This window comes from Cupriavidus sp. DB3 (genome assembly GCF_020418465.1).
Lineage (GTDB): Bacteria > Pseudomonadota > Gammaproteobacteria > Burkholderiales > Burkholderiaceae > Cupriavidus > Cupriavidus cauae.
In genome coordinates this window covers 13,808-29,077 of record NZ_JAIZPL010000004.1, presented here as the reverse complement: position 1 = coordinate 29,077, position 15,270 = coordinate 13,808, and the positions used below count along the sequence as shown (strand labels likewise).

Annotated in this window: 14 protein-coding genes; 3 read left to right on the top strand and 11 right to left on the bottom strand. The window is 71.3% G+C overall.

What is annotated here, in order from left to right:
• Positions 1 to 128: 128 nt before the first annotated feature.
• The 10 genes from gspE to gspG all read right to left on the bottom strand — a co-directional run bounded on the left by gspE (position 129) and on the right by gspG (position 10,944).
• Positions 129 to 1,757: a type II secretion system ATPase GspE gene (gene gspE, locus K7G19_RS13660; RefSeq protein WP_226107720.1), complete on the bottom strand. Its 1,629-nt coding sequence runs from the start codon at positions 1,755 to 1,757 to the stop codon at positions 129 to 131.
• Positions 1,758 to 1,830: 73 nt separating this feature from the next.
• On the bottom strand, positions 1,831 to 4,215 hold the full coding sequence (gspD, locus tag K7G19_RS13655; RefSeq protein ID WP_226107719.1) for a type II secretion system secretin GspD: 2,385 nt from the start codon (positions 4,213 to 4,215) through the stop codon (positions 1,831 to 1,833).
• A gap of 51 nt (positions 4,216 to 4,266) precedes the next feature.
• Positions 4,267 to 5,097 (bottom strand): type II secretion system protein N, encoded by an 831-nt coding sequence (locus tag K7G19_RS13650; protein WP_150081953.1) that lies wholly within the window; start codon positions 5,095 to 5,097, stop codon positions 4,267 to 4,269.
• Positions 5,097 to 5,723, bottom strand: a complete 627-nt coding sequence (locus K7G19_RS13645) for a type II secretion system protein M (RefSeq protein WP_226107718.1) — start codon at positions 5,721 to 5,723, stop codon at positions 5,097 to 5,099. The genes K7G19_RS13650 and K7G19_RS13645 overlap by 1 nt, the downstream gene beginning before the upstream one ends.
• A gap of 121 nt (positions 5,724 to 5,844) precedes the next feature.
• Positions 5,845 to 7,335, bottom strand: a complete 1,491-nt coding sequence (gspL, locus tag K7G19_RS13640) for a type II secretion system protein GspL (RefSeq protein ID WP_226107717.1) — start codon at positions 7,333 to 7,335, stop codon at positions 5,845 to 5,847.
• A gap of 431 nt (positions 7,336 to 7,766) precedes the next feature.
• Positions 7,767 to 8,786, bottom strand: coding sequence for a type II secretion system minor pseudopilin GspK (gene gspK, locus K7G19_RS13635; protein WP_226107715.1), 1,020 nt, complete (start codon positions 8,784 to 8,786; stop codon positions 7,767 to 7,769).
• Between the two features lie 13 nt (positions 8,787 to 8,799).
• Positions 8,800 to 9,483 (bottom strand): type II secretion system protein J, encoded by a 684-nt coding sequence (locus K7G19_RS13630; protein ID WP_226107713.1) that lies wholly within the window; start codon positions 9,481 to 9,483, stop codon positions 8,800 to 8,802.
• Positions 9,461 to 9,886 carry a type II secretion system minor pseudopilin GspI gene (gspI, locus tag K7G19_RS13625; protein ID WP_149317567.1) on the bottom strand — a complete coding sequence of 142 codons (426 nt, stop codon included), beginning with the start codon at positions 9,884 to 9,886 and terminating at the stop codon, positions 9,461 to 9,463. The genes K7G19_RS13630 and gspI overlap by 23 nt, the downstream gene beginning before the upstream one ends.
• Complete coding sequence (locus K7G19_RS13620; RefSeq protein ID WP_226107711.1) at positions 9,883 to 10,422, bottom strand: GspH/FimT family pseudopilin; 540 nt, start codon at positions 10,420 to 10,422, stop codon at positions 9,883 to 9,885. Before K7G19_RS13620 ends, gspI begins: the two co-directional genes overlap by 4 nt.
• A gap of 33 nt (positions 10,423 to 10,455) precedes the next feature.
• Positions 10,456 to 10,944: a type II secretion system major pseudopilin GspG gene (gene gspG / locus K7G19_RS13615; protein ID WP_149317569.1), complete on the bottom strand. Its 489-nt coding sequence runs from the start codon at positions 10,942 to 10,944 to the stop codon at positions 10,456 to 10,458.
• Between the two features lie 400 nt (positions 10,945 to 11,344).
• On the opposite strand from gspG, the gene K7G19_RS13610 reads away from it, so the two are divergent.
• From K7G19_RS13610 to K7G19_RS13600, 3 genes are all read left to right on the top strand, one after another.
• Complete coding sequence (locus tag K7G19_RS13610; protein WP_226107709.1) at positions 11,345 to 12,181, top strand: general secretion pathway protein; 837 nt, start codon at positions 11,345 to 11,347, stop codon at positions 12,179 to 12,181.
• A gap of 394 nt (positions 12,182 to 12,575) precedes the next feature.
• Complete coding sequence (locus tag K7G19_RS13605; RefSeq protein ID WP_226107707.1) at positions 12,576 to 13,292, top strand: EF-hand domain-containing protein; 717 nt, start codon at positions 12,576 to 12,578, stop codon at positions 13,290 to 13,292.
• A 297-nt stretch (positions 13,293 to 13,589) separates the two neighbouring features.
• Entirely contained in the window at positions 13,590 to 14,081 is a 492-nt protein-coding gene (locus K7G19_RS13600; protein ID WP_150082551.1) for an Lrp/AsnC family transcriptional regulator, read from the top strand.
• 174 nt (positions 14,082 to 14,255) lie between these two features.
• Here K7G19_RS13600 and K7G19_RS13595 read toward each other — a convergent pair whose 3' ends face one another.
• Positions 14,256 to 14,954, bottom strand: coding sequence for a GNAT family N-acetyltransferase (locus tag K7G19_RS13595; RefSeq protein ID WP_226107705.1), 699 nt, complete (start codon positions 14,952 to 14,954; stop codon positions 14,256 to 14,258).
• Positions 14,955 to 15,270: the final 316 nt, after the last annotated feature.

Genomic DNA, 15,270 nt, shown 5'->3' with positions numbered 1-15,270 from the left:
TCGACGGCACGTGGATCGAGGGCACGGAGGTCGAAGGCACGGAGGTCGAAGGCAGGGGGGTCGAAGCCACGGGGGTCGACGGCACGGAACCCGGCACGGGGCGCGATCGCAAGCGTTCCATCCCGGCTTCAATCGCGCGTCACGCGCAGCACCTCTTCCAGCGAGGTCGCGCCGCTGTCGATCCAGCGCTGCGCATCGCCGCGCATCGTGTGCATGCCGTTGGCGAGGGCGGTCTGCTTGATTTCCGATTCGGGCGTCTGGCGATGGATCATCGTGCGGATGCGGTCGTCGACCACCAGCAGCTCGTAGACGCCCATCCGCCCCTGGTAGCCCGACTGCCCGCACTTGTCGCAGCCGACCGGGTGCCACAGCTTCTGCAGCGGCTTGCCCTCGGCCAGCAGCGTGTCCGCCTCGGCGGGCGTCACCGCGATGGTTTCCTCGCGCTTGCAGTGCGGACACAGCCGCCGTACCAGCCGCTGCGCCAGCACGCCCAGCAGCGACGACGACAGCAGGAAGGGCTCGATCCCCATATCGACCAGGCGGGTCACGGCCGAGGCGGAGTCGTTGGTGTGCAGCGTCGCCAGCACCAGGTGGCCGGTCAGCGAGGCCTGCACCGCGATCTGCGCGGTCTCCAGGTCGCGGATCTCTCCGATCATCACCACGTCCGGATCCTGCCGCAGGATCGCGCGCAGCGCCTTGGCGAAGGTCATGTCGATGCGCGCGTTGACCTGGGTCTGGCCGATGCCGTCGAGGTCGTACTCGATCGGGTCCTCGACCGTCATGATGTTGGTGGTGCGCGCATCGAGCCGCGACAGCGCCGCGTACAGCGTGGTGGTCTTGCCCGAGCCCGTCGGGCCGGTCACCAGCACGATGCCGTGCGGCTGGCGGATCAGGTCGTCGAAGGCGGTCAGCGTGCCGGGCGCCATGCCCAGCTTGGCCAGGTCGAGCCGGCCGGCCTCCTTGTCCAGCAGACGCAGCACCGCGCGCTCGCCATGGCCGGTCGGCAGCGTCGACACCCGCACGTCCACCGGCCGGCCGCCGACCCGCAGCGTGATGCGGCCATCCTGCGGCAGCCGCTTCTCGGCGATATCGAGCTGCGCCATGATCTTGATGCGCGAGATCAGCGCGCCATGCAGCGCCTTCTTTGGCCGCACCACGTCGCGCAGCGTGCCGTCGACGCGAAAGCGCACCACCGAGGCCGATTCGAACGGCTCGATGTGGATATCCGAGGCGCCTTCGCGCGCGGCCTGCGTCAGCAGCGCGTTGATCATGCGGATGATCGGCGCGTCGTCTTCCGATTCGAGCAGGTCCTCGACCGCGGGGATGTCCTGCATCAGCCGCGACAGATCGACCTCGCCCTCGACTTCGCCGACCACCTGCGCGGCGGTGCCGTCCTGGCGGTTGTAGGCGTCGGACATCGCGTGTTCCAGCGCCTGCGGATCAAGCACGCGCAGATGCAGCGGTCCGTGCACGCGCGCCAGCTCGGCCAGCGCCGCCGGCGAGGTCGAACGGCTGACCCAGACCTCGAGCCCGTCGGCGCGCTGATGCGCGACCAGCAGCTTTGCCTCGCGCGCGAAGCCGTAGGGCACCAGGCGCGCGGCGATCGGCGAGGACAGCGGCGTTTCGGCAACGGCAGCGGCAACTGCAGCGCCACCGGCACCGGCACCGGCACCGGCAAGCGTGCCCCCGACCGTGCCGGCCGGGGTATCGCCGAGGATATCGCCCGAAGTCGCGCCGGAAGTTGCGCCGGAAGCCATGCCGGAAGCTGCGCCGGGAACGGAGGAGGGCAGTGTCGCCATCGTGGTTTGCCTCTGTGGTCGAGTCCGCCGCTCAGGCGCCCTCGCCCTGGTTGGGCGCGCGCGAGGTCGGGCCCGGCGGCGGCAGCGTCTGCTCGAGCGGCAGCGGACCGGGCACCGGGCCGTTGTTGCGCGGGTCGACGAACGGCGCGGTGGGCGCCTCGGCCGGCGGCAGCACCGGCGTCTGCGTGTCGCGCATCATCATGTTCGGCGAGACGAAGCCCTGCTGCTCGCCGCGGATATAGCCATAGCGGTCCTGCGTGATGCGGTCGGTCGCGCCGGAGGTGCGCATCACGTAGGGGCGCAGGAAGACCAGCAGGTTGGTCTTCGCGCGCGACTTGTTCTCGTAGCGGAACAGCCCGCCGATCCACGGCAGGTCGCCCAGGCCCGGCACCTTCTGCACGCCGTCGCCGTAGTTGTCCTCGATCAGGCCGCCCAGCACGATGATCTGTCCGTCATTGACCAGCACATTGGTCTCGATCGAACGCACATTGGTGGTCGGACCCTGGATCAGGTTGGTCGTGCCGGGCACCACCGACGACGACTCCTGGTAGATCTGCAGCTTGACCAGCCCACCGTCGGTGATCTGCGGCTTGACCCGCAGCGTGATGCCGACATCCTTGCGGTCGAACGTGTTGAACGGCGTGCCGCCGCCGACCGCGTTGTTCTGCGCGTACGAGCCGGTCGTGATCGGAATGTTCTGGCCGATCAGGATCTTGGCTTCCTCGTTCTCCAGCGTGATCAGGTTCGGCGTCGACAGCAGGTTGACGCTGCCCTGGCTGCCCAGCGCGCGCAGCAGCGCGCCCAGGCCGAGCGCGCGGTTGACCACGCCCAGGTTCAGGCCGCCGATGTCGGGCACCAGTTGGGCCGCCCGTTCGATCCCCGCCGCGCCGTTCTGCGAGATGTCGTAGACCGCGCCGCTCAGGTTGATGATGTTGCTGCCGCCGGTGCCGAAATTGGTGCCGGCGAAGAAGTTGTTGTTGCCGCCCGAGGAGCTCAGGATGCCTTGCCACTGGATGCCGAGCTCGGCCGCCTGGGTCGAGGTCACCTCGACGATCATCGATTCGATGTAGACCTGCGCGCGGCGCGCGTCGAGGTCGTCGATCACCGCGCGCAGGCTGCGGTAGACCGCCTCGCTGGCGGTGATGATCAGCGAGTTGGTCGACGGATCGGCCTGGATGATGCCGCCGGTGGTCGGAATCTGGTTCGGCGCGAACGAGGCCGAGAAGGCCGAGCCGGTCCCGCCGGTGCCGCCGCCGAAGCCGCCGCCGGTGCTGCCGGTGCGGCCGTAGCCGCCCATCCCGCTGGTGCCGCCGGTGAACTGCCCGGTCGGCGCCGCGATGTTCTGCGTGCCGGCCATGCCGGCGGCCCCGCCCGCGGCGCCCGCGATGCCGCCGATGCCGCCCTGGCCCTGCTGCGCGACATTGAAGCTGGCGTCGGCGGCGACGATCGCGCGCAGCGTCGGCGCCAGCTTGACCGCGTCGGCGTTCTTCAGCGGCACCACCCAGATGTTGCCGGGGCGCGCGTGCGGCTGGTCCAGCTTCTCGATCAGCTGGCGCGCCTGCTGCAGCCGGGCCCGGCTGGTGGCGCGCACCAGCAGCGCGTTGCTGCGCGGCTCGGCGACCACCGAGGTGCGCAGGCTGGCATCGACGGCGGGGCCCGCCGCGCCGCCCGGCGCGCCGCCGGCCGCGCCCGGATCGAGCAGGCGCTGCAGCACCACCGCGGCGTCGCTCGCGATCGCGTACTTCAGCGGGATCAGCTCGACCTCGCCCGACGCGGGCGCATCGATCGCCGCGATGATCCGCGCGATGCGGCGCAGGTTGTCGGCATAGTCGGTGATCACCAGCGTGTTGTTGGCCGGATAGGCCGTGATGGTGTTGTTCGGCGCGATCATCGGCCGCAGCACCGGCACCAGCGCGTTGGCCGACTCGTAGTTCAGCCGGAACACCTGCGTCACCACCTGGCCGCCGCGGCTGGCGCCCGCGCCGACCACGGTGGGCGAGCCCTGCAGCTTGGCGTCGGCCTCGGGCACGACCTTGGTGAAGCCGTTGGCCTCGACCATCGCATAGCCCTGCATCCGCAGCACCGAGCCCAGCGTCTCCAGCGCCTGCGCCCGCGACACCGGCGCCTCGGTCACCAGGTTGACGGTGCCCTTGACGCGCGGGTCGATCACGAAGTTCTTGCCGGTGGCCTGGCCCACGGCGCGCACGACCGCCTCCAGATCCGCGTTGACGAAGTTGAGCACGACCTGGTCGCGGTTGCGCGGCGTGACGTCGGGCGGCGCCGGCACGGCGGGGCTCGCCGGTCCGGGTGCCTGCGCCCAGAGCGGGGCCGGCGCCATCAGCGACAGGGCGCACAGCGCCGTGACGGCGCGCGCGCAGGCGGTAGGCAGGATGGGGCGTCGGTCTGTTGTCGTCATAAGCTCGGTTGGTTGCGCGGTCCGGTGCTTGGCGCGGTGCCTTGCGCCGGGTCAGAAGCGCAGCCTGGTCACATTGTTCTCACGTCTTCCCAGCAGGCTCAATAGGGAGGCCAACTGATTGGCGGCGTCCGGGTCCGCGTGGGCGGTGCCCTCGAAGCGCGCCTGGCGGCCCAGCGGTCCGCCGCCCTCCAGGTGCAGCGGGCCGGCCACGGTCGACAGCCTGAGCATGCCGGTGGCGCCGCTCCAGTCGATTTCGGCGCGGTAGCTGCCGAGCGGCCGCAGACGGCTGACGGCCGATGATACTTGGTCGATGCGAAGCGTCAGGTGGCCGTACATCCCCGCCGGCCGGCCGCCATCGGACTTGTCCCCGCGAAAGCGGCCCTCCAGCGCGCTCCAGTCCAGCCGCATCGCGCCGTCCGGGCGCAGCGTGTTGAACGGCGCGCCGATGCCCTCGAGCAGCGAGGCCGGCAGCCGCATCGAGCCCGACTGGGCGTGCCAGCCGGCCGGCGTCACCGTGACGGTGACCGGGGCGGGCATCGCCTCGGTGTGCTGCGCGACCAGCCGCAGCGAGCCGGTCAGCAGCGGCCAGAACGCGACCTGCCACTGCAGGCGGCCGGGCAGGACCGTGGCGGTGCGGCTGCCGGCGCCGGCCGACAGCGCCAGCGTGGCGCTGCCGCGCCAGAGCGAGCCGGCGGCATCGGCCAGCAGCACCCGGCCCTCGGTCCGGCTGGCGACGGTGTCGGCGATCCAGGCCGCCGGCAGCGCGGCGATCACCGTCACCGCGACCGTGGCCAGGCCCAGCAGCGCCCAGCGCAGCATGCCGCGGCGGCGGGCAGGCCGCGGCTCGCGTCGCCGCAGGCGCAGGGCTTCCAGGCGCGCCATCAGCCACGTCCACCCGGACGTTCGGGCCCGGCGGCGGGTCCCTGCAAGGTGGCGGTGACGTTGACGACGGCGGTGGCGCCGACGTAGACAATGCGGGCGTCGGTGACCTTCAGCCGCTGCTGCTGCCGCACGTCCGACAGCCAGGCGGCCACCGCGCCGAACGGCACCTTGTCGAGCTGGACCTGCACCGTGTTGTCGCCGGTCGGCGCGACCCGGCTGGCGGTCAGGCCATGCTGGGACAGGCCGTCGCGCAGCGCCTGCACCAGCGCCTCGCCGCGCAACGCCGGCGCGGGGCTTGCCGACAGGCCGCGCGCCTCTTGCGCCAGCGTTTCCATCTCGGCCAGCTCCGCGCGCAGTTGCGGCAGGCTCTTCTGCAGCCGCTCGCGGCCTTCGGCGGCCGGTTCCCACAGCACGCTGTAGCCGATCGTCAGCGCCAGCAGCGCGCCGCCGACCGCCAGCAGGGTCTGCTCGCGCGGGTTGCGGGCGGTCCAGAAGGCCTCGGCCCGCTCCCGCCAGCGGGCGGGCACGCGCGGGCGCAGCTTGCCGAGCCGCGCGGCCAGGCCGGCGGTTGAGCGGGTCCGCGAGGCGGCGGCGGACGTGGGCCGATCGTGCGCGCGGTCGTTCATGGTGTTGCCTGGTGAGCGGACATGGCCGGGAGGGCGGCCATGGCAAAAAGGCCGGACATGGCGCGGAGGCCGGGCATGGCTGGGATGGCGGACATGGCGGGGAGGGAGCAAATGGCGCGCATCACGACAGCGATCCCGGCTTGATGATCCAGCGCGAGCCGGCGGGCGCGGGGCCGCCGCCGGAGCGGCCCGTGTCGGCCGGCGCGCGGTCTTCTTCCATCGACAGTCCCGCCTGGCGCGCGGCCTGGCGCAGCGCATTGGTATCGGTGCCCGGCTTGAGCGTCGCGTGCAGTGCGCGGCCGCGGTACTCGAGGGCGAGCAGCGCGTCGGGCGGCAACTGGCGGCCGGCCTGGGCGAAACGGTCGGCCAGCGGCAGGAAATCGTCGGGCGTGCTGCGGCCGCTGGCCAGGCGCAGCTGTTCGACCTGGCGGCGCATCTGCAGCGGCGGGTCGACCACCACCGGCATGCGCGGGAAGGCGCTGCGCAGCAGTTGGGTCTGGGCCTGCTGCAGCCGCGCCTGCTCGCCGCGCAGCATCAGCCAGTGGATGTTCAGCGCGACCAGATGGACGACCAGCAGCGCGGCGGCCAGCGCCAGCGGTGCACGCCAGGCGCGCAGGTTCCAGCGGTCGGCGCGGCCCTGCGCGAAGTCGAACTGCGCCAGATCCAGCGAGGGCTCGCGCAGGCTCGCCTGCGCCCCTTCGATCCAGACCGGCCAGCCGAGCGGGCGTACCGAGGTCAGCGTCGGCAGCGCCGCCGCCTCGCGGTCGCCGTACCAGATGCCGGCCGGCGCCAGCGCCTGCCAGGCGGCCAGTGCGTCGTCGCTGAGCAGCAGGCCGTAGCCCTGATAGCGTTCGGTGCGCACGGTCAGTTGCCAGAATGGCGCGGCATGGCCGGTGCCGGCGCCGGTGCCGCCGGTGCCCATTTCCCCTTCGAGCAGGGGCGCGGCGGCGGCCAGTGCGCTGGAGGCGGCTTCGAGCGCCAGCGTGGCGGGCGGCTCGGACGGGGAGGCGGCTTCGGGCGCAGCCGAGGGCTCGGCCGGACCGGATGCGTTGGCCGGAGCCGCCGTGCCACCGCCCTCGGACTCGCTATCAGCCAGCGGCAGGCAGAACTGCGCGGGCAGCAGATGGCGGCGGCGATGGCGGTGTTCGGCGAAGGCGTCGAGCACCGCGCGCAGCCAGGCGCGTTCGGTCACCATCAGCAGGCGGCGGCGCGGACCGCGCGCGGCGGCTGCGGCGCTGGTGGCATCGGCGCCGGCTTGCGGGGCCTCAGGCCCGACCGCGATATGGCAGGCCTGCGCATCGGCCGCCAGCGAATCCTCGACCAGGTTCGGCAGCGCGAGCTTGAGCCGGTTTGGCGCCAGCGGCGGCACCGCGGCGGCGGTCACCAGCACGTCGGCGGCGGCGACGATCAGCACCAGCCGGTCGGCCGGCGGCAGCTCGGCGATCGGCGCGTAGCCCTCGCGCAACAGGTGGCCGGTGGACGGGGTCCGCTCGCGCCGGCCCTGGGCGGCCGCGGCATCGCGCACCAGCGCGAACGGCAGCGCCCCGAAGCGCCAGGGCTGCGGTTGATCGTGGGGGCGATGCGGCAGGCGGACGAACAGGGTGGTGCTCAAGGTTTCCTTGGGGCTGCGCGGCAGTAAAGATGGACGGCGGAATCGTCGACGGCCCGGGGGCGCGTCTGCAAGCTGGTCCGGTTTCGTGCGAAGGCACGGGCCGGTCCGGTGTCGGCGGTGCCCGCTGTGCCGGCGGCGATCGCCGTGCCACAGCCGGGTGCCGGTAAATGCCTTTCCGCCAAGGCATCAGCATACCTTGCCTTTGTGGCGGATTCGCGTCAACCGTTTCGGCAGGGTGCGGCGGGCCGCAGTGCCGGCGGCGCGGGCGTTCCGGGCAAGGGATGTCGATCGGTGCCATCGCTTTCGTCGCCTTCATCGCCCCGCTCGTCGCCCGGTCGCCGCCCCGGTCGTCGCCCCGGTCGTCGCCCCGGTCGCCGCCCCGGTCGTCGCCCCGGTCGCCGCCCTCATCGCGCTCATTGCCATCATCGCCCTCATCGCAACTCCGGCATCCGCTCGAGGTCGCGCGTCCAGACCACCTGCGTCGCCTGGGCGCTGCCCAGGACCGCCGCGCGCCGCACCAGCGAGACCTGCATCCGGATCGCCCGCTCGTGGCGGATCAGGCCGTAGATCAGGAAGTAGTGCGAGCGCGTTTCCAGCGCGGTGCCGACGCTGGCATCGGCCTGCGGCGCGATCGCGCGCAACTGCGTCTGCAGGTCGCCCACGTTGTTGAAATAGGCACGATCGCGCTGGCGCACCAGTTCGCGGGCGCGGTCCAGCGGCAGCTTGTCGATGACCGCGGCCAGCACTTCCGGGTCGGCGGTGTTGGCGTTGACCGGCGTGCGGTCCGGCAGCAGGTCGACGAAGGGCTCGAGCACCGGCAGCATGTCGGGCTCGTAGCCGGGGATGGCCATCAGGTCCGCCAGGCTGTCGGGCGGCCGCAGCCCGGCGCGGCCGGCGCCGGCCCGCTCGGCCTGGAGCAGATGGCGCGCGGTCGCCTCCGCCAGCCCCTGGTTCAGGCCCAGCACGCGCAGCAGGCGCCGATAGGCCGCGAGCCCGGCCGGGTCGATGGTCACCGAGATGCCGCCGTTGGCGCCCGCGGTGGTGGTGATCAGATTGCGCAGGTTGAAGCGGGCCTGCGCGTCGAGGATGCGGCCGGACAGGAAGGAGGTCTCGCCGGCGCGGTCGGTGCGCAGCGCGGAGCCGAGGAAGTCCGACAGCCGCGTCTCGGCGATCGGCACGGCCCACGGCTCGCCGAGATGGTCGACGTTGGAGCGGCGCAGGTCGTCGCGCAGGATCAGCCGCGCCCAATCCACCGCGGCACGTTCGATCCAGGCGGCCTGGGCCACCAGGCGCTGGTTCTCGACCGAGCGGATCTGCACCTGCTGGCGCCAAAGCAGGCCGGACACCACCACCACGGCCAGCGTGACGATCAGCAGCGCGGTGACCACGGCCGCGCCGCGCTGGTGGCCGGCCCGCGGCCGGAGGGAAGGGAGGCGGGGGCTGCCGTTCATGGCGCGCTCATGCTCACTGGCCCGTCATGCACAGCTTGTCGAAGCGGCGCGGCGCGTCGCCGTCGCCCATCCGCGCCAGCACCACCAGCTCCAGCCCGCGCAGCGCGCCGGCCGGGACGCCGATCTGCGCATTGCTGGCCGGCACCGCGCTGGCCGCGCCGATCCGCAGCGCGGCGCGCAGCTCGCCGCTGGTATCGCGCCAGCCGCCGGGCTCGACCCAGGCGCGCGCGACCAGCCCTTCCGCGTCCGGCACCAGCGGCCGCACCAGCTCGCCGCCGCCGCCCGGCTGGCGCAGCGCGATCAGCGCCGCCTGCACGCCCTGGCGGTTGTCCAGCGGCGGGGAAGCGGCGCGCACCACGGCGCCGTTCTCGACCCGGTAGGCCACCACCTGCCAGGCGCCGGGCAGCCCCGGCTCGCGGCGGTCGCGCACCAGCAGCAGCCGGCCGTCCTCGAGTTCGACCGGGCTTTGCTGCAGCGCCTCGGGACGGGCCAGGTTCTCGCAATCGGTCTGGAACTGGCCGTACAGCAGCTTGAGCGCATCGAGCCGCTGGTCATGGTCGACCAGGCGCTCGCGGCCGCGCGTCATTGCGTCGAGACCGCGCCAGCCCATCACCGCCATCACGGCCAGCAGCGTGATGGCGACCAGCATCTCGATCAGCGTGAAGCCCCGCGCTTCAGAGCAGGTTGCGCGTTTCATTGGGGACGATGGTGACCAGCCAGGCGAGCCGCACCGAGCGGTCCTCGGCGGACGGATAGACCGCGATCTCGACGCGGCGGAAGGCGGGGTTCGGCGTCGGCGCGACGGTCTGCTCGCAATAGAGCACGATGCCGCCCTGCGGGCAGGGCGCGCCGCGCGTGCCGGGCTCGGGCCAGGTCTTGGTCAGGCGCAGCGCGACCAGCTGGTTGTCGGCGCTCCAGCCGGCCAGCATGCGCTGCTGCAGCGAGCCGCCGGCCTCGATCATCGAGCCCATCGCGCGCATCGCGGCGGTCAGCGCGACCGCCAGGATGGTCAGCGCGACCAGTACCTCGATCAGCGTGAAGCCGCGCGGGCGGCGGCTTGGCGTTCCCGCGCGAAGGCGGGCGCGGCGGTGTGGAGTCATTGCGCGCTGGCGAAATAGCGGCCGGTGCCGTCGCCGGTCACCTCGACACGGATATTGCCGCGTACCAGCACCAGCTGCCGCGGCGCGTCGATCCACTCGCGGCCGAATACCAGCCGGGCGCCGCCCTGGCCGGCGGCGCCGGCGGTCACCGCGACCTGGTCCAGCGGCAGCCGCCACTGGCCCGGCGCGAAGACGTCGTCGAGCAGCGGCATCCAGCCGGACGGCGTGGCCTCGAGGAAGCGCCAGCCCTGCGGATCGGCTTCCCAGGCCAGCGGCCGGGCGCGCAGCTGCGCCTCTTCCTGCGCGAGTTCGAACAGGCGGGCGACCTTCTGGCCATCGTCGAGGATGCGGCCGCGCTCATTGGGCGTGGCGTTGATCGCCACCATCGACACCACGATGCCGGCCAGCACCATCACCACCAGCAGTTCGAGCAGCGTGAAGCCGCGCGAGCCCTTCCGCGATGCACCCCGCGCACGGGATGCCCCCGCTAGGCACGGTGGTGGCGATGGATGCGAGCGGTGCGCGCCGGTGGCCATGATGAAGACGGGCGTCAGCCGGCGGCGGGACGCTTAGTCCCAGTTGCCGATATCGGCGTCGTTGCCGTTGCCGCCGGCCTGGCCGTCGGCACCGAAGCTGAACACGTCGATCTCGCCGCGCACACCGGGGTTCAGATACTGGTACGGCTGGCCCCAGGGGTCGCGCGGCAGCTTTTCCAGATAGCCGCCGCCCTTCCAGTTGTTGGGGATCGGCTCGGTGGTGGGGCGGGTGACCAGCGCCGCCAGGCCCTGTTCGGTGGTCGGGTAGCGGCTGTTGTCGAGGCGGTACAGCTTCAGCGCCTGCATGATCGACGAGATGTCCTGGCGCGCCGCGACGATGCGCGCTTCGTCCGGGCGGCTCATGATCTTGGGCACGACCAGTGCCGCCAGCACGCCGAGAATCACGATCACCACCATGATCTCGATCAGCGTGAAGCCGGCACGGCGGCGGCGCAGGCGGGCGGCGCCGGCGGGTTGGCTGGGTCGGGCGAGGGCGGAGCTGGACGGAGTGTTTCTGCGCATCGGGTTTTCAGGCCTAGGTTGTCGACGGAGTCGAAGCCGGCGCGGCGACCGCGTCGCGCACCGGTGGATGGTCGTCCAGTATACCCGCGGCTTGTGACGCCTCGGTACCGGACGAGCACCGACATCGCCGCCCCGTCGGCGGCCACGTTGGTTGCCGTGTCGGCTGCTACGTCGTTGCGGCCGCCGGCTGCCACGTCGGCTGCTGCGTCGTTGCCCCGCCGGCTGCCACGTCGGCTGCTGCGTCGTCGCCCCGCCGGCTGCCATGTTCGTTGCCGCGCCGGCCCCGACGGCCGCGGCCGCCGCCGTCATGCGGGTTGCAAGACAATCGCCATGACGCTCTGTTACGCTTGCCGCCATCGACAACCTGCGGCGGCCATCCCGGTCCGCCCGACGCGACCTCGTGCCACTGTCCCTGCCATCCGCTTTCCGTTTCGATGCCGGCGCCGCCTGGCTGCCGCGCATCGCCACGCTGCTGCTGTTCGTCGCGCTGTGCGCGCTGGCGACGCGATGGGTGCTGACCTTCAGCGCGATGGACACGATCCCCGTGCCGAAGACCGCGCGCGTGGCGCAGACCGAGGCGGTCGAGACCGGCGCCATCGCGACGCTGTTCGGCGGCAGTCCGCAAGCCGGCGTGCGAGACGTGCAGCTGCTTGGCGTGATCGCCGACCCGGTGGGCGGCGGCGCGGCGGTGGTGTCGATCGACAACGGTCCGCCCAGGGCGCTGCGCGCCGGCGCCGCGCTGTCGCCGCAGATCCGGCTGGTCGAGATCCGCGACCGCGCGGTCGTGATCGAGCGCGACGGCGCGCGCCAGACGATTGCCTTGCCGGCCCGGCCGCTGGCGGCGCGCGGTACGCTGCCGCGGGCGACGCCGGCGCCGTTGGCGACCCCGCCGTCCGGCGCCGCGGCCCCGCTGTCGACGCCGGCCACGCCGCCGATGCCGAATCCCGCGGCGAATCCCCCGGCCACCGCCGCGGCCCCCGCGGCGACCCAGCCGCCGGCCGGCATGGCGACGAATCCGGGCGTGGCCGCGCACGTTCCGCCGCAGCAGGCGCCCAATCCCGGCGCCAATCCCGGCTTCAATCCCGGCGCCAATCCCGGCTACAACCCGGGGGCCAATCCTGGCTACAGCCCCGGCGGCAATCCCGGCACGAACCCCGCAGTGAACCCCGGCATGAATCCGGGCATGAGCCCAGGCATGGACCAGGGCGACGACGGGGCGATGATGTCCAAGGGCTGAACCGGGCTGAACGGGCTGAACGGGGCTGAACGGGGCTGAACGGGGCTGAACCGGCTGAACCGGCTGAACCGGCTGAACGGGCTGAACGGGCTGAACGGGCTGAACGGGCTGAACGGGCTGAACGGGCTGAACGGGCTGAACGGGCTGAACGGGCTGAACGGGCGAAGGCGCGATGCGAACCGGCTTGCGGCGTTCTGTATCACTTTCGTACCGTCCCCGTATTGGTCGCGTATTGCTGGTCGCGTATTGCTCCCGTATTGCGGCCGTTTACAGCCCGGGGCCGTTTCTGTGAGCCGCGTAACATCCTATTAATCCGGCCAACTTCCCGCCATCGTCTGCGTTCTAATCGGTACATGGTCAATCCGACCAGTCGACCGAAACAAGGAAAACAGACATGTCACGAAACACCATCAAGCCGCGCCCTGTTCACCAGTTGCTGGCCGCTTCGGCGGTGTTCCTGGCGATCGGCGGCAGCGCGATCGCGCAGACGCAGGCACCGGCCCCCGTCACCCAGGGCGTGCCGCAAGCCGCCGCCTCCGCGGTAGAAGGCAAGCCGGCGCAAAAGGGTCACCGCGCCGACGGCCACCACCACCGTCATCATCGCCACCACGGCCACCACGGCGGCATGTCGCTGCGCGCGGCCGATACCGACCGCGACGGCGCGATCTCGAAGGCGGAAGCCGATGCGATGTTCGCCCGCGTCGATGCCAACAAGGACGGCAAGATCGACCGGGACGAGATGCGCGCCTTCCACAAGGCCCAGCACGAGCAGCACCGCCAGCAGATGCGCGAGCGCTTCGATGCGCGCTTCAAGGCCGCCGACAAGGATGGCGACGGCGCGCTGAGCAAGCAGGAGGCCGAGGCTGGCATGCCGCGCCTGGCCAGTCATTACGACCGCCTCGATGCCAACAAGGACGGCAAGCTGACGCGCGACGAAATCGGCGCCGGCATGCGCCAGGCCCATCACCAGCGGATGGAGCGGATGCACCGCCACCACCACGGCATGAAGGGCGCACCCGGCGCGCCGGGCGCACCGGGAACCGCCGGCAATGCCGGCACCCCGCCGACGCAGCCGAACAACCCCGCGGTGCCGTCGACCGAGGGCGGTTGAGCGGTAATTCCCCGGCGCTCCCCCGGCGTCCCGCCGCAGCGCGGTGAGGCCAATACGGGGCAATAAGAAGCGCGCGGTCCGAAAGGCCGCGCGCTTTGTCGTTGGCGTTCGCCGGCGGCCGTACTCGGCCGACTCGCGGCGTGCTCGGCCGAGCCGTGCATTCGTCCGGCCGTCGTGGAATGGCGGCGGCTCGGCGCCAGAGGACACGTCATCTCACAAAAAATTGCAACCTTGTGCCCGTCTTGCTAAATTTGCGCAAAAAAATTGCTGGCTGTCTTATTGCGGAGCAACAATATCGTGAGCAAGGTGGAGCTGGACAAGATCGACCGGAAGATCCTCGAGGTCCTGCAGACCAACGGGCGGTTGACCAATCTCGAAGTCGCGGAGCGCGTCAGCCTGTCGCCTAGCCCATGCCTGCGGCGCATCCGCCGGCTGGAGGAGATCGGCGTGATCCGGCAATACGCGGCGCTGCTGGAGCCGGGCAAGATCGGGCTGGGGCTGCTGGCCTACATCAACGTACGCCTGGAGAAGCACGGCGGCGCGCCCAAGGGCAAGGCGCCACTGGACCTGTTCCGTGCCGCCATCGCGATCTGGCCGGAGGTCGCCGCCTGCCATGCGATGACGGGCGAGATGGACCTGCTGCTGAAGGTCTACGTCGAGGACATGGACCACTTCGCCCGCTTCATGAAGGACCAGCTGCTGGCCCATCCGGCGGTAATCGATGTGCGCTCGAGTTTCGCGCTCGAATCGATCAAGGACACCACGGCGCTGCCGGTGGTCGGCGGCTGAGCGACCGAGCGGCCGAGCGAGCGGCGGACACACCGAGCGGCACGCCACCGGGCAGCCAAGCGGCGGAGCGCCTTGACGACCGACCGGCCCGGCGGCGTTCCCCTGGCAGGCCCCAAACGAAAAACGGCGCGCCAGTCGGCGCGCCGTTTCCCTGTCGGCGGGTGTCGATGCCGATCAGGCCGTGCTCTTCTGCGGCATGATCGAGCGCCAGAAGCGCTGGCCGAAGCGGCGCGCGTCGCGCAGGTTGCGGCGCACCACGTAGTCCAGGTCCGCGACCTGTTCGTCGATCGCCTCGGTCAGGCGGCTGACCGTGTCCGCCGGCGGCAGCTCCAGGTAGGCATCGGCCTCGCCGTAGGCGTACTGGACCTTCATGCCGGCCTTCTTGGCGATGTGCATCATCGCGGCGTTGCGCGACAGGCAGTGCATGTACAGCGTGCGCACGTTCGTGTTGCGGCCATGGATGGCGGCGCGCTCGAACAGCGCGCTGCCGATGCCGCGCCCGCGCGCGCTCTGCGACACCGATACGCCGAACTCGGCCACGCGGCCCTGGGCGTTGTCGCGCAGGTTGGCGAAGTGGCCGACACCGACCAGCTCGATATGCTCGTCGTAGACGCCGAACACCGTGTCGTGGTCGAAGTCGATGCTGTCGACATAGGCCTCGATCACCTGGTCGCCCACCGACTGGCCGAAGCGGAGCAGGCGATCTTCCTCGCCAAGGGCGAGAAAATGCTTCAGCAGGCGCGAGCGATGCTGGGCCCCCAGCTCGCGCACCAGAGTGGTCGGGCGCTGGGCGGCCTGCGAGGCTGCGGCTGCTTTGCGAAGATCTTCGTCGGTGAAGGCACCGACCGCCTTGCTCAGTTCGAGCGGATTCACTTTCTGTTCCTTGGGCGATTCAGGGTATAAACGTCACATCGCGGCAAGCAGACTTGTCAAAGTAGACCATCAGAATGCAATTTCCTAATGGATGGGGCAAATCCTATCTTGCGGCAACGCGAAAAGTATTGTAGCGCATTTGTCAGTTTGGCGTAAGCATGGTGCGTCGCAGAGCGCCGGACGGCCGGACTGACATTCCAGTAATCCCTTAAAAATCAATATCTTGCTTGCCTATCCGGCGATTCCCGGGTGTGGAAATGTTGCAACGCCGCAGTCTGTTGCAGCGTTCCGCGCCATCCCGCCATGCCGTTGAAAG

Excerpts from the sequence above, each read along its gene's own strand:
- K7G19_RS13620 (WP_226107711.1), bottom strand. The coding sequence starts at position 10,422 with ATGGCCACCGGCGCGCACCGCTCGCATCCATCGCCACCACCGTGCCTA.
- K7G19_RS13645 (WP_226107718.1), bottom strand. The coding sequence starts at position 5,723 with ATGAACGACCGCGCGCACGATCGGCCCACGTCCGCCGCCGCCTCGCGG.
- gspD (WP_226107719.1), bottom strand. The coding sequence starts at position 4,215 with ATGACGACAACAGACCGACGCCCCATCCTGCCTACCGCCTGCGCGCGC.
- K7G19_RS13650 (WP_150081953.1), bottom strand. The coding sequence starts at position 5,097 with ATGGCGCGCCTGGAAGCCCTGCGCCTGCGGCGACGCGAGCCGCGGCCT.
- gspG (WP_149317569.1), bottom strand. The coding sequence starts at position 10,944 with ATGCGCAGAAACACTCCGTCCAGCTCCGCCCTCGCCCGACCCAGCCAA.
- gspE (WP_226107720.1), bottom strand. The coding sequence starts at position 1,757 with ATGGCTTCCGGCGCAACTTCCGGCGCGACTTCGGGCGATATCCTCGGC.
- gspK (WP_226107715.1), bottom strand. The coding sequence starts at position 8,786 with ATGAACGGCAGCCCCCGCCTCCCTTCCCTCCGGCCGCGGGCCGGCCAC.
- K7G19_RS13605 (WP_226107707.1), top strand. The coding sequence starts at position 12,576 with ATGTCACGAAACACCATCAAGCCGCGCCCTGTTCACCAGTTGCTGGCC.
- gspI (WP_149317567.1), bottom strand. The coding sequence starts at position 9,886 with ATGACTCCACACCGCCGCGCCCGCCTTCGCGCGGGAACGCCAAGCCGC.
- K7G19_RS13630 (WP_226107713.1), bottom strand. The coding sequence starts at position 9,483 with ATGAAACGCGCAACCTGCTCTGAAGCGCGGGGCTTCACGCTGATCGAG.